The sequence below is a fragment of the Saccharopolyspora tripterygii genome, assembly GCF_054778355.1.
Map to the genome: position 1 here is coordinate 288,748 of NZ_BAAGZP010000029.1, position 19,296 is coordinate 308,043.

The window sequence follows — 19,296 nt, forward strand, 5'->3', positions numbered from 1 at the left end:
CCGGCGTCACCGTTCAGGGAGGGGGACCGAAGAGCGGCTGCTTGTGGGGAGCGGCCGCTCTTTTCCTTTCCTCCTGCCCGATGCCAGCCAGGCCCCCGGGCTGATCACTCGTCCCGGCCCATCCCGTGCAGGAGCGGCGCGCGGCAGGTCAGCGTCGCCAGCTGGTCGAAGGCCGTTTCGGTCGGCAGCTGTCCGTGGGTCGCCGCGTGGGCGTCCCGGAACCGCCGTTCCAGCCCGTAGTCGGGCCGGAAGGCGTACTGCCCGCAGACCTTGATGCCGAGTTCGGCCACCCGCATGGCGTTCTCGCCACCGAGCGCGCGGGCCTGCAGGAGGCGTTCGGGACCCTCGCCGTAGCGACCGTGGTGCACGGCGTCGGTGAGCACGAGACGCGCGGTGTCCACCTTCGTCCTCATGCGAGCGAGGTCCGCTCGGACCTCGGGCCGCCGGGCGGGCGGGTCCTGCCAGCGCGACCAGGAGGGTTGCGGGCCGGTGACGCAGTCGATGCTGCGCGCCAGCACGGCTTCCATCAGCCCGAGCGCCAGCGCCGCCTGCAGCGCGCACAGCCAGGGCAGGAGAACCTCCAGCAGCGGCTGCGCTCCTCCGCCGTCACTCGCGATCACCGCCGACTCCGGGACGCGCACCGGGTCGGCGACAATGGTGGCGGTGGAGCTGCCGCGCAGTCCGACCGCGTCGACGGCCTCGGGCACGCACAACCCCGGTGCTTCGGCGGGAACGAGCCACAACGACATCCCGCCCCGATCACCCGCGGGTGGGCTCGACCAGAGGTAGCTGTCGGCTTCGCCTGCCGCGGTCACCCAGTTCTTGCGGGCCGAGAGCGACACCACTCCCCCGGCCGCTTCCGCGTGCCCGGACGGCACGAGTCCGCGGGCATCCGATTCGGCGAGCGCCACCGCGCACAGGTGCTCGCCAGCCGCGATCGCGCGCAGCAGGTCCGCTCCGGCGTGCCGGGCCAGCACGGCGGTGGCCGCGTAGTGGGCGGCGAGCACCGCTGCGGTCGAGCCGCACACGCGGGCGACCCGCGTGGCCGCCTCGACGGCTTCGCCGAGTCCGCGGCCGGAACCGCCGTGGCGGATCGGGAGGATCAGCCCCAGCAGCCCGGCCCGGCCGAGCGCGTCGATGGTCTGGCGCGGGAAGCGGCCTCGGTCGTCGACTTCTCGGGCGCTCGGTTCCACGGTGGTGCGCACGACGCGTTCCAGGGCGTCGCGGTGGTTGCGGGTGGTCATCGCGACCATCCGGACCGGCCTGCCACGGGTGCGTGGCGGGCCGGCGGCGTGCGGTCGAGCATGCTCACTCCCGTGGGATCGGCCCGGCGGTGGCGGTCTCGCGCGGTGCGACGCGCTGTCCGAGCAGGTCGCCCAGCGCGTTGACGGTCCGCAGCACCGGTGCGTCGGCGCCGACCAGGTCGGCCAGTTCGACGACCGCGGTGAGCATCGCCGCCAGTTCCAGCGGTTTTCCCCGTTCCAGGTCCTGGAGCGTGGACGTCTTGTGCTCGCCGGTGCGCTCGGCCCCGGCCAGCCGCCGCTCGACGGCGATGCCGGGGTGGCAGCCGAGCGCGGCGGCGATCTCCAGCGATTCGCGCATCACCGTGGCCACCAGGTCCCGCACTCCGGGGTGCCCGCACATGCCGGCGAGCGTCGCTCCGGTGAGGGCGCTGATCGGGTTGAAGGCGACGTTGCCCATCAGCTTGATCCAGACGTCGTTGCGGATGTCCTGCTCCACGGGGCATTTCAGCCCGCCTGCGGTCATGGCCTCGCTGAACTCCCGGCAGCGCCGGGAGTCGCTGCCGTCGGGTTCGCCGAGGGAGAAGCGGGTGCCCTCCCGGTGCCGCACCGCTCCGGGGGCGTCGAGCTCGGTGGCGGCGTAGACCACGCAGCCCAGCGCGCGGCGCGGCGGCAGGACGGCGCTGACGGCTCCGCCGGGGTCCACGGCGTCGATGCGGTGCCCTTCGAGAGGACCGCGCAGGCCGTGGAAGTACCACCACGGAATTCCGTTCTGCGCGGCGATGATCGTGGTGTCCTCCTTCAGCAGGGGGTGGACGAGTGGTCCGCACCCGGCGTAGGAGTACGCCTTCAGGCCGAGGACGACGTGGTCCACCGGACCGATCTCGGCCGGATCGTCGGTGGCGTGCGGGGCGACCCGGAAGTCCCCGCGCGGACTCAAGACCTGAACTCCGCGGGCGCGCAGGGCGTTCAGGTTGTCCCCGCGAGCCAGCAGGCTCACCTTCGCGCCCGCCCTGTGCAGGCAGGCGCCCACGTAAGCGCCGATGGCACCGGCGCCGACAACAGCGACTCTCACGATGGATCTCCGCTCTGGTCGTGCGGCCAGACGCGGGTGTCGGTGCATTCAGTATACAGTATGTCGCCAGTCCGGCAAGATTCCTCCCTTCTCCTCCGTCCTCGTGCGACCCCGCGATCACCGTGCCGACCAGGCACGACCGCGCGCCGAAAGTCCACTTCGGACAGATCAAACCTGCCGCTGAGGACCGGCTCCGGCTATGGACACCCGCGGTTCGCTGCGGTATCCCTGATAGGTACCTCATACGGTATGCAGTATGGAGACGACCGCAGCCGCGCCTTTCAAAGGGGATGAGCGCATGGCCCAGACGGCACCCGACAACGCAGGCGAACCCGATCAGATCTCCGGCGGACACCTCGTCGCCAAGGCGCTCAAAGCCGAAGGCGTGGACACGATCTTCACGCTCTGCGGCGGCCACATCATCGACATCTACGACGGCTGCGTCGACGAAGGCATCGACGTCATCGACGTGCGCCACGAGCAGGTCGCCGCGCACGCCGCCGACGGCTACTCCCGCATCACCGGCAAGCCCGGATGCGCCGTGGTCACAGCCGGACCCGGCACCACCGACGCGGTCACGGGCGTGGCCAACGCCTTCCGCGCCGAGAGCCCGATGCTGCTCATCGGCGGCCAGGGCGCCCTGTCACAGCACAAGATGGGGTCGCTGCAGGACCTCCCGCACGTGGACATGATGAACCCGATCACCAAGTTCGCCGCCACGGTCCCGCACACCGAACGCGCCGCGGACATGGTCTCGATGGCCTTCCGCGAGTGCTTCCACGGCTCCCCCGGCCCGTCGTTCCTGGAGATCCCGCGCGACGTTCTCGACGCCAAGGTCCCGGCGGAACGGGCGAGAATCCCGCAGGCGGGCGGCTACCGGGCCACCACCCGCTCAGCGGGCGACCCCGACGCCGTGCAGAAGCTGGCCGACCTGCTGGTCAAGGCCGAGAAGCCGTGCATCCTGCTGGGCAGCCAGACCTGGACCTGCCGCGCGACGGACTCGGCGGTCAAGCTCGTGCGCGAGCTGAACCTGCCGGCCTTCTGCAACGGCGCAGGCCGCGGCACGCTCCCGCCCGGCGACCCCCTGCACTTCCAGCTCGCGCGACGCCACGCGTTCTCCGAGGCCGACCTGATCATCATCCTGGGCACGCCGTTCGACTTCCGGATGGGCTACGGCAAGCGCCTCTCCCCCGAGGCGACCGTGGTGCAGATCGACCTGGACTACCGCACCGTCGGCCGCAACCGCGACGTCGACCTGGGCATCGTCGGTGACGCCGACGCGGTGCTCACCGCGCTGTCGCAGGCAGCCTCCGGGCGCAACGACAACGGCGCCAGCGGCCGCCGGGCCTGGGTGCAGGAACTGCGCGAGGTGGAGAACGCCGCGCTGCAGAAGCGGCTCGGCCGCCAGCACTCCGACTCCTCGCCCATCGACCCCTACCGGCTGGTGCACGAGATCAACGAATTCCTCACCGAGGACTCGATCTACATCGGCGACGGCGGCGACATCGTCACCTTCTCCGGCCAGGTCATCCAGCCCAAGGCACCCGGCCACTGGATGGACCCCGGGCCGCTGGGAACCCTCGGCGTCGGCGTGCCCTTCGCGATGGCGGCCAAGAAGGCCTGCCCCGACAAGGAAGTCGTGTGCCTGTTCGGCGACGGCGCGTTCAGCCTCACCGGCTGGGACTTCGAGACGATGGTGCGCTTCGACCTGCCGTTCGTCGGCATCGTCGGCAACAACTCCTCGATGAACCAGATCCGCTACGGCCAGATCGCCAAGTACGGCGAGGACCGCGGACGCGTCGGCAACACCCTGGGCGACATCCCCTACAGCAAGTTCGCCCAGATGCTCGGCGGTTACGGCGAAGAGGTCCACGACCCCGCCGACATCGCTCCCGCGCTGCAACGCGCCCGCGAGTCCGGCAAGCCGTCGCTGATCAACGTCTGGGTCGATCCCGAGGTCTACGCCCCCGGAACGATGAACCAAACCATGTACAAGTGAGGGGTTTCCAGTCATGAGTGCATTGGAAGGCGTGCGAGTCCTGGACATGACGCACGTGCAGTCCGGGCCGTCGGCGACGCAGATCCTGGCCTGGCTCGGGGCCGACGTGGTCAAGCTGGAGGCCCCCACCGGCGACATCACCCGCAAGCAGCTGCGCGACGTCGACGACGCCGACAGCCTCTACTTCACGATGCTCAACTGCAACAAGCGCAGCATCACGCTGAACATGAAGTGCGACGCGGGCAAGGAGATCTTCACCCGGCTCGTGGCCGAATCCGACGTGCTGGTGGAGAACTTCGGGCCCGGGACCGTCGACCGCATGGGGTTCACCTGGGAGACGCTGCGGGAGATAAACCCGAAGCTGATCTACGCCTCCATCAAGGGGTTCGGTGACGGCCCCTACACCCACTTCAAGGCCTACGAGGTCGTCGCCCAGGCGATGGGCGGGTCGATGTCCACGACCGGCTCGGAGGACGGGCCGCCGATGGCCACCGGCGCGCAGATCGGTGACTCCGGCACCGGGATCCACACCGTGGCGGGCATCCTCGCCGCGCTCCTGCAGCGCGAGCGCACCGGGGAGGGCCAGCGGGTGTCGGTGGCCATGCAGCACGCGGTGCTCAACCTGTGCCGGGTGAAGCTGCGCGACCAGCAACGGCTGGCGCACGGACCGCTGCGCGAGTACCCCAACGGCGACTTCGGCGACGAGGTGCCGCGTTCGGGCAACGCCTCCGGCGGCGGTCAGCCCGGCTGGGCGGTGCGCTGCAGCCCGGGCGGCCCCAACGACTACATCTACGTGATCGTCCAGCCCCAGGGATGGGCACCGATCGCGAACCTGATCGGCCGGCCGGAACTGACCGAGGACCCGGACTGGGCCACTCCCGAAGCGCGTCTGTCCAAGCTGGACAAGATGTTCGGCCTGATCGAGGAGTGGTCGCTCGGTCACGACAAGTGGAGGGTGCTGGCGGCGCTCAACGAGCACAACGTTCCGTGCGGTCCGATCCTGTCGACCAAGGAGATCATCGAGGACTCCTCGCTCGCCGACAACGACATGATCGTCAGCGTCGATCACCCCGATCGCGGCGAGTTCAAGACGGTCGGCTGCCCCATCAAGCTCTCCGACTCCCCCGTGCACGTCCAGCGCTCCCCCCTGCTCGGCGAGCACACGGCCGAGGTCTTCCGGGACCGGCTGGGCATCGACGAGTCCGAACTGGCCCAGCTCAAGGCGAACGGAGTGATCTGAAGTGGCATACGACGGTGCCCGCGTGCGCGAGGTCCTCGACGCGGTGCGGTCCGAGGGCCGCGCAGCGCTGACCGCGCCGGAGGCCAAGCTGCTGTGCGACGCCTACGGCATCCCCACCGCCGGGGAGGGCCTGGCCACCAGCCCGGACGAGGCGGTGGCGCTCGCCGCCGAGTTCGGCGGACCGGTGGCGTTGAAGATCGTCTCGCCGGACATCCTGCACAAGACCGACGCCGGTTGCGTGCTCGTCGACGTCAGCGGCGAGCAGGACGTGCGCGCCGGATACCAGCGCATCCTCTCCAACGCCCACGCCCACGTGGAGAACCCCGCGATCTCCGGGGTGCAGGTGCAGCAGATGGTCAGCGGGCAGGAGGTGATCGTCGGAGCCACCACCGATCCCACCTTCGGCAAGGTCGTCGCCTTCGGGCTCGGGGGCGTGCTGGTGGAGGTGCTCTCCGACGTCACCTTCCGGTTGGCGCCGCTGAGCGCCGACGAGGCCGCGTCGATGCTCGACGACATCGCCGCGGCCGACGTGCTGCGCGGTGCGCGCGGCGCCGAACCGGTGGACGCCCGCGCGCTCGCGGAGGTGCTGCGCCGGGTGTCGCAGCTGGTCGACGACTTCCCCGAGATCGCCGAGCTGGACCTCAACCCGGTCTTCGCCACACCGTCGGGAGCCACGGCGGCCGACGTGCGGATCGTGCTGCAGACCGAGGAGCCGGTGGCCGCGCCGCAGCGCTCGACCGAGGAGATCCTGGAATCGATGCGGCGGCTGATGATGCCCGGCAGCATCGCGGTGATCGGGGCGTCCAACGAGGACGGCAAGATCGGCAACTCGGTGATGAAGAACCTGATCAACGGCGGCTACGCCGGCGAGATCCACCCGATCAACCCCAAGGCCGACGAGATCATGGGGCGCGAGGCCTACGCGAGCATCACCGACGTGCCCGGCCCGGTGGACGTCGCGGTGTTCGCGGTGCCGGCGAAGTTCGTGTCCTCGGCGCTGCGGGAGTGCGGCGCGAAGGGCGTCGCGGCGGCGGTGCTGATCCCGTCCGGGTTCGCCGAGACCGGAAACCACGAGCTGCAGGAGGAGGTCGTCGCCGTCGCCCGCGAGCACGGGATCCGGCTGCTGGGGCCCAACATCTACGGTTACTACTACACCCCGCAGAACCTGTGCGCGACCTTCTGCACCCCCTACGACGTGCGCGGCGGCGTGGCGCTGACCTCGCAGAGCGGCGGCATCGGGATGGCCATCCTCGGCTTCTCCCGCACCACGAAGATGGGTGTCTCGGCGATCGTCGGCCTGGGCAACAAGTCCGATGTGGACGAAGACGACCTGCTGACGTTCTTCGAGCACGACGACAACACCAACGTCGTGGCCATGCACCTGGAGGACCTCAAGGACGGGCGGGCGTTCGTGCGGGCCGCTAAGAGCATCACCCGGAAGAAGCCGGTGGTGGTGCTCAAGGCAGGCCGCACCGACATGGGCGCGCGGGCGGCGAGCTCGCACACGGGAGCGCTGGCGGGCAACGACAAGGTCTACGACGACGTTTTGCGCCAAGCGGGCGTGGTGCGGGCACCGGGCCTCAACGAGATGCTGGAGTACGCGCGGGGTTTGCCGGTCCTGCCCACGCCGCAGGGGGAGAACGTCGTGATCATCACCGGCGCCGGCGGCTCCGGCGTGCTGCTCTCCGACGCGTGCGTGGCCAACGGGCTGAGCCTGATGGACATCCCGCCGGACCTCGACGAGGAGTTCCGGCGCTACATCCCGCCGTTCGGCGCGGCGGGCAACCCGGTCGACATCACCGGCGGGGAGCCGCCGAGCACCTACGAGGCCACCATCCGGCTCGGGTTGCGGGACCCGCGGATCCACTCGCTGATCCTGGGGTACTGGCACACCATCGTCACCCCGCCGATGGTGTTCGCCGAACTGGCTTCCCGCGTGGCCGAGGAGGCCCGCGAGGAAGGGATCGACAAGCCCATCGTGGTGTCGCTGGCGGGCGACACGGAGGTCGAGAAGGCAGCGGACTACCTCTTCGACCACGGCATCGTCGCCTTCCCCTACACCACCGAGAAGCCCGTGGAGGTCCTCGCCGCCAAGTACCGGTGGGCCAGAGCAGCGGGAAAGCTCGACGGATGAGCGCACCCGACCACCGACACGCGAGCGAGGTAGCCGAACAGAGCTCCCGAGGAAAATCCCGAGGACAAGGAGGTCCGATGTGGATGCTGATCAGGCGCCTGGGAGGGACGATCAAGAACCGGTATTAGAAGCGGACGGCAGGGTCTGGCCGGCGGGTGGGCTGGAGCCCATGCCCATCCGAAAGCTGCCCGACGCACCGCCGTCCATCCACCTGCTGGGCCCCACCGTGTTCCTCGTGGCACTCGGTGTGGGAATGGGCGAGTCCTACATGTGGCCGAGGCTCGTGCTGATCTTCGGGCCGGAGATCCGCTGGCTGTTCCTGATCGGGGTCACGCTGCAGGCCGTGGTCATGCTCGAGATGGCGCGCTACGCGATGGCCACCGGGGAGAGCATCTTCTCGGGTGCGGCGCGCGTGGCGAAGCCGTTCATGTGGTTCTTCTTCATCACCGCGATGGCCGTCTACATCTGGCCCGGCCACCTCTCGGCCGGTGCGGCGGCGCTGGAGCAGATCACCGGAATCCCCTGGTACGTCTCGGGTTGCGCGGGTCTGCTGCTGGTCGGGGTCATCTTCACGATGGCCAAGGTGATCTACAGCCTGCTGGAGAACGTGCTGTCGATCCTGATCGGTCTGCTGGTGGTCGGCACGGCCGTGATCGCCTCGCTGGTGGGCAACCTGCAGGACCTCACCAGCACGATCGCCGGGATGTTCCACTTCGGGTACTTCCCGGAGGCGGCGATGTCGGCGGAGTGGTTCCCGGTCGTGGTGGGTGCGATCGCCTTCGCAGGCCCGTCGGGCATGCAGCAGATGTGGTACACGCTGCACCTGCGCGATTCCGGCGCCGGGATGGGCGCGCACATCCCGCGCATCCGCGGCCTCAGGCACGCGGGCGAGGAAGAGGCCATGCCCTCGCGCGGGTTCATGTTCGACACCGACGACCCGGCCGAGATGGCCAAGTGGAAGGGCTGGCGGCGTTGGGTCACCTTCGACGCGCTGCTGCTGTTCTGGGGCGTCACGATGCTGGTGACGATCTCCTTCACCGTGCTCGCCCAGTCGGCCTCGCGGGAGAACCCGGACGTGAAGTCGCTGATCGAGACCGGTGAGCGGGAGGCCGCGCTGTCGGCGATGGCCGATGCGTTCTCCTCGGCGGGTTCTCCCGTGCTGGGCACGGTCTTCCTCGGTTTCATCGCCTTGATCGGGCTCAACGCGACGCTGGGCCTGTTCGACTCGTTCTCCCGGGGCCAGGCCGACATGACCTACCACTTCGTGCGCGGTGCCAAGCGCTTCGGCATCTCGCGCCTCTACGCCGCGTTCCTGTGGGGCGTGATCGCCTTCGGGATCCTGATCCTGCTGTTCGGTCCGGCTGATGGCCCGAGCGCGATCCTCGACGTCCTCGCGTTCCTGTCCACCTTCGCGATGGGCGCCTACTGCGTGGTGCTGCTGCTGGTGAACAACCGGATGCTGCCGAAACCGATCCGCCCCAAGTGGTGGAGCAACCTGATCATCTCCTTGGGCGCGGTGTTCTACCTCGGGATGCTCTTCTACAGCCTCGTTCGCTTCGGCGTGGTCGTGAGCTGACATGACCGAGTCGACGAGGATCACCGCACCGGGAATGGTCATCGGCACCGTCGCGGGGTCGTTCGCGGCGCTGTTCGCGCTGGTCGCCGGAGCACCGCCGGGATGGGCCGTGACAGGCGGCCTCTTCCTGGCGGTGCCGCTGGCGGTGTTCGGCGCGGGTTGCAGCGCGCTGCGCTTGCGCGGCGTGTTCCGCAGCGGTGCTTTCGCGCCCATCGCGCTGTACTGGTTGATCGCGTTCCCGATGGCGCGGCTGGTGCAGGACGTGGGGACCAGGGTGGTGGTCGGCGACAGCTTCTCGCTGCCGCCGCAACCGTTCTCGTTCCTGGTCTACCAGGCGCTGATCAGCGTCGGGTTCGCGATCGGGTTCGTGTGGGTGCAGGAGAGGCTGGTCCGGGGTGGTGCCGGGACGTGAGCGCACCGGTCACCACCTCCGGCGGTCAGCCGCGCGCGTCGGCGAGGCTCCGCCCGTCGTCGTGCGTCGGCTCCGGCCGCGCCCCGCCGCGACCGTCCTGCTGACGAGCCGACCGGATGGCGGCGGACGTGGCCAGCCCCAGGACGCGCCCGTCCGCCGCATATCCGCGCGGCATGCTTTCGAGATGGCGCCGGATGGTTCCGATGATCCGCATGTGCCCTCACTCCCTCCTGCGCTGACTTCCTGCATACAGTATGCCGATCTCGTGTCCGGTTCGCGAAGTCCATGTGAGCAGCGACACCCGTGCGACCGGGACGGCCCGGACCAGCTGAGCGGACGGTGCATCCCATGCCGGAGAAGTGGGCGATGATCGGACTTCACACGCCGAAGCTGGAATCGCACGACCACCACGGCCGGCGCTACCGGATCGGAGAGCAGCCGCGCGAGCTCACCGGACTGCCCCGCGCGGCGATGCTGTGGGCGTGCTGGTTGCCGATGCTGCTGGTGGGGACCATGCAGTACGCCTTCGGAGCCGCGATCCCGGGGCTGCTCGCCGCCGGCCACGAACCGGCGATCCTGTGCTGGACGCTCGCCGCGTGGACGGTGCTGCAGGCCGGCACCGGACTCCCCTGCGCTCACCTGCGCCAGAACGACCGCACAGGCCCCAGAAGCCTGCTCCTCATCGGCGGGACGCTTTGCGCCGCAGGAGTTCTCAGCCTCGCCCACGGGATCACCGCCGGGTACGCCCTGCTCGGGGGAACCGGGGCCGGGCTGGTCTACGCGGCCTGCACCTCCACCACCGAGAAGTGGTTCCCGGACAACGCCGCTGCCCGGGTCGGGCTGGTCACCGGCGCGTTCGCCTACGGCTCCACCCCGTTCGTCATCGCCCTCACCATCGCACCCGAGCACGTGCGGACCGGGCTCGCCGCCTTCGGCCCGGTGTTGCTGGTCGCCGTCGCCGGATGCGCCCTGCTCGTCAGCGACCCGCCGCGCGACTGGTGGCCCGCGCACGTCGACCACCGGCGCTGGGCGCAGGCGAACCCGCCTGCCGCGCGGGAGTTCTCGGCCACCGAGGCGTTGCGGACACCGGCGCTTCCCGTCCTCGCGGCGTGCTTGTTCTGCGCGGCCGCGGTCTCGCTGTTCGACGCGGCGTTCCTGGCGCTGCTGGCCGCGCCGGTGTCCCCGGTGGCGGCGATCGCTCTGTTCGTGGCCACCAACGGCGCGGGCCGCGCGGTGGCGATGCCGGTGGCCGCGCACCTCGGCCGCCGCCGCACGCTGCGCTGGGTGATGACGATCCAGGCCGTCGGCCAGGTGGTGCTGCTGGTCGGCGTCGACAACGCCTCCACCGGGTGGTTGCTGGCGGGCGCGACGATCGCGGGTGCCGGCGGCGGCGCGTTCTACCCGCTGTTCGCCGCCCTCGCCCGGGAGTGCTTCGGGCAACGCCGCAGCATCGAGGTGCACGGGGTGGTCTACAGCGCGAAGGCGATCAGCGGCGTCGTGGGCATCGGACTCGGCTGGACCGCGCTGTCGGCGTGGGGCGCGCCGGTCGCGCTGACGCTCGCCGCGGCGCTGTCCCTGGGGTCGGCGGTGCTGGTCGGGCTGCTGCAACGACCCGGGTTCCCGAAAACCCTTCCCAACGCGACGCCTTGATCGGTCCAGGTTACAGTGCCATGATCCTCCTGGTCAGGTGGGATGATCACAGGCCCCCGGGCCTCGGGGAGGGGCGGCCGGATGAGCACCGAAAGCGATGTCATCGTCGTCGGATCCGGCGTCAACGGCATGGTCGCCGCCGCCGAGCTGGCCAGGCGAGGTCGATCGGTGCTGCTGCTGGAGCGCCACGACCGGCTGGGCGGATTCATCGCGTCCGAGCAGCGCACGGTGCCCGGCTACGTCCACGACACCTACTCCTCGTGGCACTCCCTGTTCCTGACGGGCCCGGCCTACGCCTCCCTCGGACCGCTGCTGCACGAGCACGGGCTGGTCTACCGCAACACCGAGTCCTGGGCGGCGGCGAGCGTCGCCGACGACGGCCGCGTGACCACGAGCCACCGCGACCCGGCCAGGACGGTGGAGGCCTTCGAGCACGACTCCGACCGCCACGACTATCTGTCCATGCTCGACGCCGCGGGCGAGCACCTCTCGGCCATCGAGGGTTTCCTCAGCGGCACGCGCTTCTCCCAGCTGCGGCACGCCGCGAGGCTGCTCAACACCGGGGGCGTGCGCGACCCGGACGGCTGGTTGCGACAGCTCGCCACCAGCGGCCGCGCCCTGCACCGCCGATTCCGCGGTCCGGAGGTCGACCACCTCTACGCGCCCTGGCTGCTGCACGCCGGACTCGGGCCCGACCACGCCTCGGGTGGACTCATGACAGGCCTGCTCGCCGCCGGTCTGCACGGCGCCGGCTTACCCGTGGTGGAGGGCGGCGCGGGCAACTTCGTGGCAGCGTTCGCCGGGCTGCTCGACGCCCTGGGAGTGGAGGTCCGCACCGGCACCGAGGTCGAGCGGATCCTCGTCGACACCGGCCGCGTGATCGGGGTCGTGGCCAACGGACGCGTCCTGCGCTCCCGGCACGGCGTGCTGGCCTCGGTGACCCCCTCCGCGCTCTACGGGCGGTTGCTGCCGCCCAGCGCCGTCGGGCCGAAGCTGGTGCGCCAAGCCGAGCAGTTCCGCTACGGCCGGGCCGCGATGCAGATCCACGTCGCGCTGTCCGGACCGCTGACCTGGCGCGACGATCGGCTGGGGAACTTCCCGATCGTCCACCTCACCGACGGCGCGTCGAGCACCGGCATCGCCTGCGCGGAGGCCGAGGCCGGTCTCCTGCCGCGCCGGCCCACCGTGGTGGTGGGCAGCCAGCACCTGATCGACGAGACGCGGGTCCCGCGCGGCGCGGCGTCGCTGTGGCTGCAGCTCCAGGAACTCCCGCACCACCCGGTCGGCGATTCGGCCGACGAGCTCGACACCAGCCGGGGCTGGACCCGGGAACTCGCCGAGGGCTACGCGCGACGGGTGTTCGACCGGCTCGACGCGCACGCCCCGGGCCTGCACGACAAGGTCTGCGGGGTGGACATCATCACCCCGCCCGAGCTCACCGAGCACAACCCCAACGCCGCGGAGGGCGATCCCTACGGCGGGAGCACCGAACTCGACCAGAACTACCTGTGGCGGCCGATTCCGGCGACGGGGAGCAGCGCACCACCGATCCCCGGTCTCTGGCACATCGGGGCCTCGACGCATCCGGGCCCGGGAATGGGCGGCGGTTCCGGGTACGCGGCGGCGAATGCCGTCCTCAAGCGGATTCGCTGACGCACCGTCATCACGCCACCTCGCACTGACCACGCGACTTTCACGAAAGTGACCGGGACGAATCACAACTCGTTCACAGTCCCGTTTCGGCGATCTTGATCGGCAGCGGAGACCCCCTCTGTCCGGCGGGTTTTCAGCTTCCGGAACCGCTGAACCGAGCGTCGCGTTGATCATTTCGTGTCATCTGCCAAGAAAAACGGGAAATCGGCTGGGAATTTTCGGGACAACCGACAAAAACCGTTGTTGCCTCAGGTCAGAAGGCCATGGCCGAGATTTCGCCGCTGATTCGCGGTACATTCGTCCTTGACTGGGCGTGTGGTCCGCTTTATGGTCCAGACCACTGAGAAATGCAGCGAATCCCTTTCCCCGCAGGAATTCTCGAACAGCGTCTGCGTTCCGCGGAGGCTGCCGTTCGGAATCGATTCACCCTGCGGGGAACTCCCCCGAAGGAGCTGACAATGCCCAACCGCAAGATCTCCGCAGCCATGGTCGGCGCCGCCGTCGCGCCGTTCCTGATCGCGATCCCCGCCGGCACCGCCAGCGCCCACGGGTACGTCGAGGCGCCGCCGAGCCGCCAGGCCCAGTGCGCCGCGGGCACCGTGGAGTGCGGCTCGATCACCTGGGAGCCCCAGAGCGTCGAAGGCCCGAAGGGCCTGAAGAGCTGCAGCGGCGGCAACGAGAGCTACGCCGAGCTCGACGACGACTCCAAGGGCTGGACCGCCACCCCGGTCGGCACCCAGGCCAAGTTCAACTGGAAGCTGACCGCCGCGCACAAGACCACCACCTGGGAGTACTACATCGGCGACAAGCTGGTCGGCTCGTTCGACCAGGGTGGCCAGCAGCCGCCGCAGCAGCTCTCGCACGACGTCGACCTGTCGGGCTTCAGCGGCCCGCAGAAGGTGCTCGCGGTGTGGAACGTCGCCGACACCGCCAACGCGTTCTACGCCTGCATCGACGTCAACGTGGGTGCCGCCAAGTAACTCACCACCGACGACGTCTCCCGCACGTCGTCACCGGCGGGCCCGGTCCCCGAGCACCGGGCCCGCCACTGGTGGACCACTGTGGACACCGCCGGCCGAGTTTCCCCGGCCCGGCCGGTGGTGTATCCAGGACCGGTGACCGAGTTGGTGCTGGGACCGCTGCTGCGCTACGTCGACCAGACCCGCGCCACCGTGTGGGTGGAGACCGAAAAGCCTTGCACCGTGCAGGTGCTCGACGCCACCGAGCGCACCTTCCAGGTGGGCGGCCACCACTACGCCCTGCTTACCGTGCACGTCAGCGGCCCGACGCCCTACCAGGTCCGCCTGGACGACCGCGTCGTCTGGCCCGCGACCGACGACTCCCCCAGCATCATCCGCCCGGTCACCAGCACCGACCGCCTCACCGCGCTGTTCGGCTCCTGCCACTTCGACCGGCCGACCTCGGGCCGCGACCGGCACGGGCCCGACGCGCTGACCGCCACCGCCGCCCGCCTCGCCGGAACACCGGAGAACGAGCGGCCGGACCTGCTGGTCCTGCTCGGCGACCAGGTCTACGCCGACCAGCCCACGCCCCAGGTGCGCCGCGAGCTCGCCGAGCACCGCGACCTGCGCAGGCCACCCGGCGACGAGATCGCGAACTTCGAGGAGTACGCGCTGCTCTACCGGCACGCCTGGCGGGACCCGCCGGTGCGCTGGCTGCTGTCGACGTTGCCCAGCATGATGATCTTCGACGACCACGACGTCCGGGACGACTGGAACACCTCGCGCGCCTGGCGCACCGCGATGTCCGGCGAAGCGTGGTGGCGCGAACGCCTCCTGGGCGGGCTCATCGCCTACTGGATCTACCAGCACATCGGCAACCTCGACCCAGACGTCCTCGCCGCCGATCCCGTCTACCGGGAGGTCCGCGAGGTCGGCCGTCACGGCGACGCGCTCCCGGTCCTGCGGGAGGTGGCCGCCCTCGCCGACCGCGAGCAGGCCGGTGAGAAGGGCGTCCGCTGGAGCTACGCCCGCGACCTCGGCGGCGTGCGACTGGTCGTGCTCGACACCCGGTGCGGCCGCATCCTCGAAACCGGTGACCGAGCCATGCTCTCGGACGGCGAGTTCGCCTGGCTCCGAGACGTCGCGGCCGCCGACAGCGCGCACCTGGTGCTGGCGTCCTCCCTGCCGTGGCTGCTCCCGCACGCCGTGCACCACCTGCAGTCGTGGAACGAACGCGCCTGCTCCGGCCCGCACGCGGAACGAGCGGAGAAGCTCCGCCAGGCAGGCGATCTGGAGCACTGGGCGGCGTTCCGCGACTCCTTCGACCGGCTCGCCCAGCTCATCGGCGACCGCGCGGCGGGTCCCGACGCACCCGCGACGATCAGCGTGCTCTCCGGCGACGTCCACCACAGCTACTTCGCCGAGGCCGACTACCCGCGTCCGCTGAACTCCCGCATCACCCAGCTGACCTGCTCACCGCTGCACAACCAGGCGCCCGCGTTCCTCCACCCACCGCTGCGCGCCGCCTGGTCGCGCACCCCCGCCCGCCTGCTGGACCGGCTGTCGCAACGCGCCGGAGTCGCACCGCTGCCGCTGAACTGGCGCCGGACCGACGGGCCGTACTTCGGCAACGCCATCGCCGAACTCGAATTCCACGGCCCCCGCGCCCAGGTGACCCTCTGGGAGGCCACCACCGACGACACCCTCCAGGAGACCTGCGTCCGCCAACTGACCTGACACCCGACCACGCCAAGAACATCCGTCGAGCACCAGGGGCTCAGATGCGCTGGTGGGCAGTTCCCAGTTTTAGGAGTCGTTTCAGAATGCGGCGAAGCCGTTGCTTCAGGTGTGGGACTCAGCCCGCACCGCCGCGGGTTCTCACACGCCGTCTGGGTGAGTACGCCGCGACGCCGTGTATTGGCATACATAAGTCGCGGCGCACGGAGCCCAGGCGGCGTGTGAGGTTCCGCTACCCGCACCGCCAAGCAAGGCGATTCTGAAACGAACCCTTAGTCCGAACTGAGCCGACATTTCGGACATGATCATGGCTCGGTTTGGACTAAAACTGGGACCAGGTGCGGCCGCCACGCAACGCGATGCCGCGAAGACCGCTCAGACGAGGAAGGAGAACAGCGGGGATCCGGGTGAGACCTGCTCGATCTGCAACGGCGATTCCTTCATCCGCGTCAGCAGGTCGTCCAGGTCGTCGGCCTTGTCGAGTTCGATGCCGACCAGCGCCGGACCGGTCTCGCGGTTGTTCTTCTTGACGTACTCGAAGGCGACGATGTCCTGCCCCTCGACGAGCACGTCGTCGAGGAAGTGCCGCAGCGCTCCCGGTTCCTGCGAGAAGGTGACCAGGAAGTAGTGCCGCAGGCCCTCGTGCAGCAGGGACCGCTCCACCACCTCGCCGTAGCGGCTCAGGTCGTTGTTGCCACCGGAGACCACGCACACCACCGGACCGCGCGGCGCCCGCTCGAGCATCCGGGCCGCCGCGCTGGCCAGCGCACCCGCGGGCTCGGCGATGATGCCCTCGGTCTGGTAGAGCTCGATCATCTCGGTGCAGACCGCGCCCTCGGGCACCGCCACCAGCTCGTCGACCAGGTCGCGGGCGACCTCGTAGCCGAGATCGCCGACCCGGCCGACCGCAGCGCCGTCCACGAACGTGTCGACCTGGGGCAGCTTCACCGGGGCGCCTTCGTCGAAAGCCGCGCGCATGCTCGCAGCGCCTGCGGGCTCAGCACCCACCACCCGCGTCTCCGGGAAGTGCTCCTTGAGCCACAGCACGATGCCCGCCACCAGACCACCACCGCCGACGGGAACGATCACGGTGTCGATCGGGCCGTCGTGCTGCTCGGCGATCTCCAGCCCGACGGTCCCCTGCCCCGCGATGGTGCGCGGGTCGTCGAAGGGGTGCACGTAGACCGCGCCGGTGCGCTCGGCATCCGCCTTGGAAGCGGCGCTGGCCTCGTCGAACGAGGAACCCACGATCACCGGCTCGACCCACTCACCGCCGATGATCGCGATCCGCTTGCGCTTCTGACGCGGCGTGTTCCCCGGCAGGTACACCCGCCCCTTGATCTGCAGCTCGCGGCAGGCGAAGGCGAGCCCCTGCGCGTGGTTGCCCGCGCTGGCGCACACGACACCGCGCTCGCGCTCGTCGGCGTCGAGCCCGGAGATCAGGTTGTAGGCGCCGCGCACCTTGTAGGAGCGGCAGACCTGGAGGTCCTCGCGCTTGAGGCGGACCGGTACGCCGAGCTCCGCGCTCAAGCGGCTGCTGGACTCCAGCGGCGTGCGCCGGACCACCTGTCGCAAACGGGTGCCGGCCCGGAAGATCGCTGCGGGATTGAGCTCAACGGACACCAGGCGATGGTAAAGCCGCTGGTGAATCCATCGGCGCCCGGGTGGCTCAGCTCTCAGGCGGGTCCTGGCGCCACACGGCCCGGTACCGTTCGGCCGCCGCGGCGTCCCGCCGCCTGCGCACTGCAGAACCGTGGCCCGGCGGGAACCCGTACTTGGCGAGCCGGCTGTCCACGCTGTCGACCGAACTGGTCAGCACGATCCGGGCCACCACCAGCAGTCCCAGCAGCAACGCCCCCGCGGCGATCGGCCAGGCACCGCCCAGCAAACCGAGCCCGAGGAACAGCACCAGGCCGAGCGGGGCGATCTGCAGCAGTCCGCGGATCAGCACCCGCAGCACCCAGGTCCGGCAGGTCGCGTCGTGCAGGACCCAGTCGCGGTACCGATCGGGCAGCGTGCCGCCGAACTGGTAGTGCAGCCACCGCACGGGACCGGGCCGAATCATGCCCCCACGATAAGGCCGGGCACCGAGGGCGTGACGCTCCACCGGCCCCTCGGCGAACGGGTGCTGAGTGGTGAACGCGCCCGTTCGAAGTGCCAAGGTGAGGCGGAACCCCTGGTCGCGGCGCGCGGAGAAGAGAATGTTCAACGTAGAGAAGGTCCGGCTGGCCGGCACGGACGTCGAGCTGCCCAAGATGCTGCCCATCGAGCAGCGCTTCGCCGCCGAGTCGGTGGACGACCTGGAAGGCACCCTCCGCGCGCAGGTCGCCGAGCACGACCGAGCGCACCCGATCAGCGGCAAGCGCATCGCGGTGACGGTCGGCAGCAGAGGCATCGCCCAGCTGGACCGGATCGTGATCGCCCTCGTCGGCGCGCTGGCCGAGCACGGCGCGAAGCCGTTCGTGGTGCCCGCGATGGGCAGCCACGGCGGCGGCACCGCCGACGGCCAGCGCCAAGTGCTCGCCGAGTACGGGATCACCGAGGACAGCGTTGGCGCGCCGGTGATCTCGTCGATGGAGACGGTCGTGGTCACCGAGCTCGACGACGGCACCCCGGTCCACTTCGACGCCGAGGCCGCCCAGGCCGACAGCGTGGTCGTGCTCGGAAGGGTGAAGCCGCACACGGATTTCCGCGGCAGCCACGAGAGCGGCCTGGCGAAGATGATCGCCATCGGCCTCGGCAAGCACGAGGGCGCTGCGACGCTGCACCGGCACGGGTTCGAGAAGTTCGACACGCTGATCCCCGACGCCGCGAGGGCTGCGCTGCAGGTGATGCCGTTCGAGTTCGCTGTGGCGGTGGTGGAGAACGCCTACGAGGACGTCGCCCGGCTGGAGCTCGTGGCGACCGAGCGCATCCTGGAGCGCGAAGCGGAACTGCTCGCGGAGGCGAAGTCGCTGATGCCGAAGCTGCTCATGTCCGACATCGACGTGCTGGTGGTCGACGAGATCGGCAAGGACATCAGCGGTGCGGGCATGGACCCCAACATCACCGGCCGGGCGCCGGTCAACGCCGACAAGTTTCGCGCGACGCCGGTGAAGCGGATCGTGGTCCTGGGCTTGACCGAGCACACCAACGGCAACGCCTGCGGCCTCGGCCTGGCCGACCTGACCACCCAGGGGTGCGTGGACCAGATCGAGTTCGGCTCGTTCTACACCAACTCGCTGACCTCGGGCGTGCCCGACGGTGCGCGCATCCCGATGGCGCTGGCCACCGACCGGGACGCGCTGCTGGCGGCGCTGCACCTCACCCGCGGGCCCCACGAGCGGCCGGCGAAGGTGGTGCGCATCCGCAACACCCTCTCGATGCCGCGCGTCGAGGTCTCGGAGGCCTACGCCCAGGAGGTCTCCGAGCACCCGGACATGCGGGCCTTGGGCGAACCCCGTCCCTGGGAGTTCGACGCCGACGGTCGCCTGCCGAAGCTGCCACCCGTGCACTGACCAGGTCCTTCAGCACGTCCAGGCCGATGCTCGCACGCGCCGGGTCAGGTTGATTTCGATCTGCACTGAAGTCCCAGTGATAAGTAACGAATAGATGCCGGGTTCGTCGAGCGGATAGAA

At 70.1% G+C, this 19,296-nt stretch carries 15 protein-coding genes; 10 read left to right on the plus strand and 5 right to left on the minus strand.

Going from position 1 to position 19,296, the window contains the following annotated elements:
* Positions 1-104: 104 nt before the first annotated feature.
* Both ACYVF3_RS22965 and ACYVF3_RS22970 read right to left on the minus strand, forming a co-directional pair.
* The gene (locus tag ACYVF3_RS22965; RefSeq protein ID WP_461156312.1) at positions 105-1,244 is read right to left on the minus strand and encodes an acyl-CoA dehydrogenase family protein; all 1,140 of its coding nucleotides are present in this window, start codon (positions 1,242-1,244) and stop codon (positions 105-107) included.
* A gap of 64 nt (positions 1,245-1,308) precedes the next feature.
* A complete protein-coding gene (locus ACYVF3_RS22970; protein WP_461156313.1) occupies positions 1,309-2,316 on the minus strand; it encodes a 2-dehydropantoate 2-reductase in 1,008 nt (335 codons plus the stop codon).
* 298 nt (positions 2,317-2,614) lie between these two features.
* Here ACYVF3_RS22970 and ACYVF3_RS22975 point away from each other — a divergent pair, with 298 nt between their 5' ends.
* The 5 genes from ACYVF3_RS22975 (at position 2,615) to ACYVF3_RS22995 (ending at position 9,677) form a co-directional block, all read left to right on the plus strand.
* Complete coding sequence (locus tag ACYVF3_RS22975; protein WP_461156314.1) at positions 2,615-4,315, plus strand: thiamine pyrophosphate-binding protein; 1,701 nt, start codon at positions 2,615-2,617, stop codon at positions 4,313-4,315.
* 13 nt (positions 4,316-4,328) lie between these two features.
* The gene (frc, locus tag ACYVF3_RS22980; protein WP_461156315.1) at positions 4,329-5,555 is read left to right on the plus strand and encodes a formyl-CoA transferase; all 1,227 of its coding nucleotides are present in this window, start codon (positions 4,329-4,331) and stop codon (positions 5,553-5,555) included.
* Position 5,556: 1 nt separating this feature from the next.
* Positions 5,557-7,689, plus strand: coding sequence for an acetate--CoA ligase family protein (locus ACYVF3_RS22985; protein WP_461156316.1), 2,133 nt, complete (start codon positions 5,557-5,559; stop codon positions 7,687-7,689).
* 169 nt (positions 7,690-7,858) lie between these two features.
* Complete coding sequence (locus tag ACYVF3_RS22990; RefSeq protein ID WP_461156317.1) at positions 7,859-9,265, plus strand: Nramp family divalent metal transporter; 1,407 nt, start codon at positions 7,859-7,861, stop codon at positions 9,263-9,265.
* A 1-nt stretch (position 9,266) separates the two neighbouring features.
* The gene (locus ACYVF3_RS22995) at positions 9,267-9,677 is read left to right on the plus strand and encodes a hypothetical protein (RefSeq protein ID WP_461156318.1); all 411 of its coding nucleotides are present in this window, start codon (positions 9,267-9,269) and stop codon (positions 9,675-9,677) included.
* 25 nt (positions 9,678-9,702) lie between these two features.
* On the opposite strand, the gene ACYVF3_RS23000 is transcribed toward ACYVF3_RS22995, so the two are convergent.
* Positions 9,703-9,891 (minus strand): hypothetical protein, encoded by a 189-nt coding sequence (locus ACYVF3_RS23000; RefSeq protein WP_461156319.1) that lies wholly within the window; start codon positions 9,889-9,891, stop codon positions 9,703-9,705.
* A 134-nt stretch (positions 9,892-10,025) separates the two neighbouring features.
* Between ACYVF3_RS23000 and ACYVF3_RS23005 the strand changes: the two genes are divergently transcribed.
* From ACYVF3_RS23005 to ACYVF3_RS23020, 4 genes are all read left to right on the plus strand, one after another.
* A complete protein-coding gene (locus ACYVF3_RS23005) occupies positions 10,026-11,327 on the plus strand; it encodes an MFS transporter (protein ID WP_461156320.1) in 1,302 nt (433 codons plus the stop codon).
* 81 nt (positions 11,328-11,408) lie between these two features.
* Positions 11,409-12,980: a phytoene desaturase family protein gene (locus tag ACYVF3_RS23010; RefSeq protein WP_461156321.1), complete on the plus strand. Its 1,572-nt coding sequence runs from the start codon at positions 11,409-11,411 to the stop codon at positions 12,978-12,980.
* 458 nt (positions 12,981-13,438) lie between these two features.
* Entirely contained in the window at positions 13,439-13,960 is a 522-nt protein-coding gene (locus ACYVF3_RS23015; protein WP_461156322.1) for a lytic polysaccharide monooxygenase auxiliary activity family 9 protein, read from the plus strand.
* Positions 13,961-14,095: 135 nt separating this feature from the next.
* On the plus strand, positions 14,096-15,679 hold the full coding sequence (locus ACYVF3_RS23020; RefSeq protein ID WP_461156323.1) for an alkaline phosphatase D family protein: 1,584 nt from the start codon (positions 14,096-14,098) through the stop codon (positions 15,677-15,679).
* A 375-nt stretch (positions 15,680-16,054) separates the two neighbouring features.
* On the opposite strand, the gene ilvA is transcribed toward ACYVF3_RS23020, so the two are convergent.
* Both ilvA and ACYVF3_RS23030 read right to left on the minus strand, forming a co-directional pair.
* Positions 16,055-17,305 (minus strand): threonine ammonia-lyase IlvA, encoded by a 1,251-nt coding sequence (gene ilvA / locus ACYVF3_RS23025; protein ID WP_461156389.1) that lies wholly within the window; start codon positions 17,303-17,305, stop codon positions 16,055-16,057.
* Positions 17,306-17,348: 43 nt separating this feature from the next.
* Positions 17,349-17,744, minus strand: coding sequence for a DUF5313 family protein (locus ACYVF3_RS23030; protein WP_461156324.1), 396 nt, complete (start codon positions 17,742-17,744; stop codon positions 17,349-17,351).
* Between the two features lie 136 nt (positions 17,745-17,880).
* Between ACYVF3_RS23030 and ACYVF3_RS23035 the strand changes: the two genes are divergently transcribed.
* The gene (locus tag ACYVF3_RS23035; protein ID WP_461156325.1) at positions 17,881-19,176 is read left to right on the plus strand and encodes a nickel pincer cofactor-dependent isomerase, group 22; all 1,296 of its coding nucleotides are present in this window, start codon (positions 17,881-17,883) and stop codon (positions 19,174-19,176) included.
* Positions 19,177-19,296 lie beyond the last annotated feature (120 nt).